Source organism: Oleiphilus sp. HI0086 (assembly GCF_001635225.1).
This window is the reverse complement of the sequence record NZ_LWFZ01000470.1, coordinates 1-270: the sequence shown is the minus strand read 5'-3', so window position 1 is coordinate 270 and position 270 is coordinate 1. Positions and strand designations below refer to the sequence as shown.

At 50.0% G+C, this 270-nt stretch carries 1 pseudogene; it reads left to right on the top strand.

Annotated elements, in window-relative coordinates:
* Nucleotides 1-270, top strand: a pseudogene (locus A3756_RS05815) (hypothetical protein); the annotation flags it as partial.

The window sequence follows — 270 nt, the reverse complement described above, 5'->3', positions numbered from 1 at the left end:
TACGTCTTTTCTGACGGTTCAGTCGCCAGTAATGGCATGGTAGATAATTCTGAACAAGGCCGCGGCAAAGGTGTATGGACCGGCGATAACCAATCAACTGCTGCAGCGTTCTACCTAGTCTATGACCCTAGCGGAAACGGTCGCCCTACTGCGATACGCAACCAGGTTGGCTATATGCGTAGCGACGCATCAGTCGAAACCGCATCAAGCCCTGCTGCCAATAACGTTAACCTACTAGTTCAAACCGTTATGCTGAATTACATGGCACTA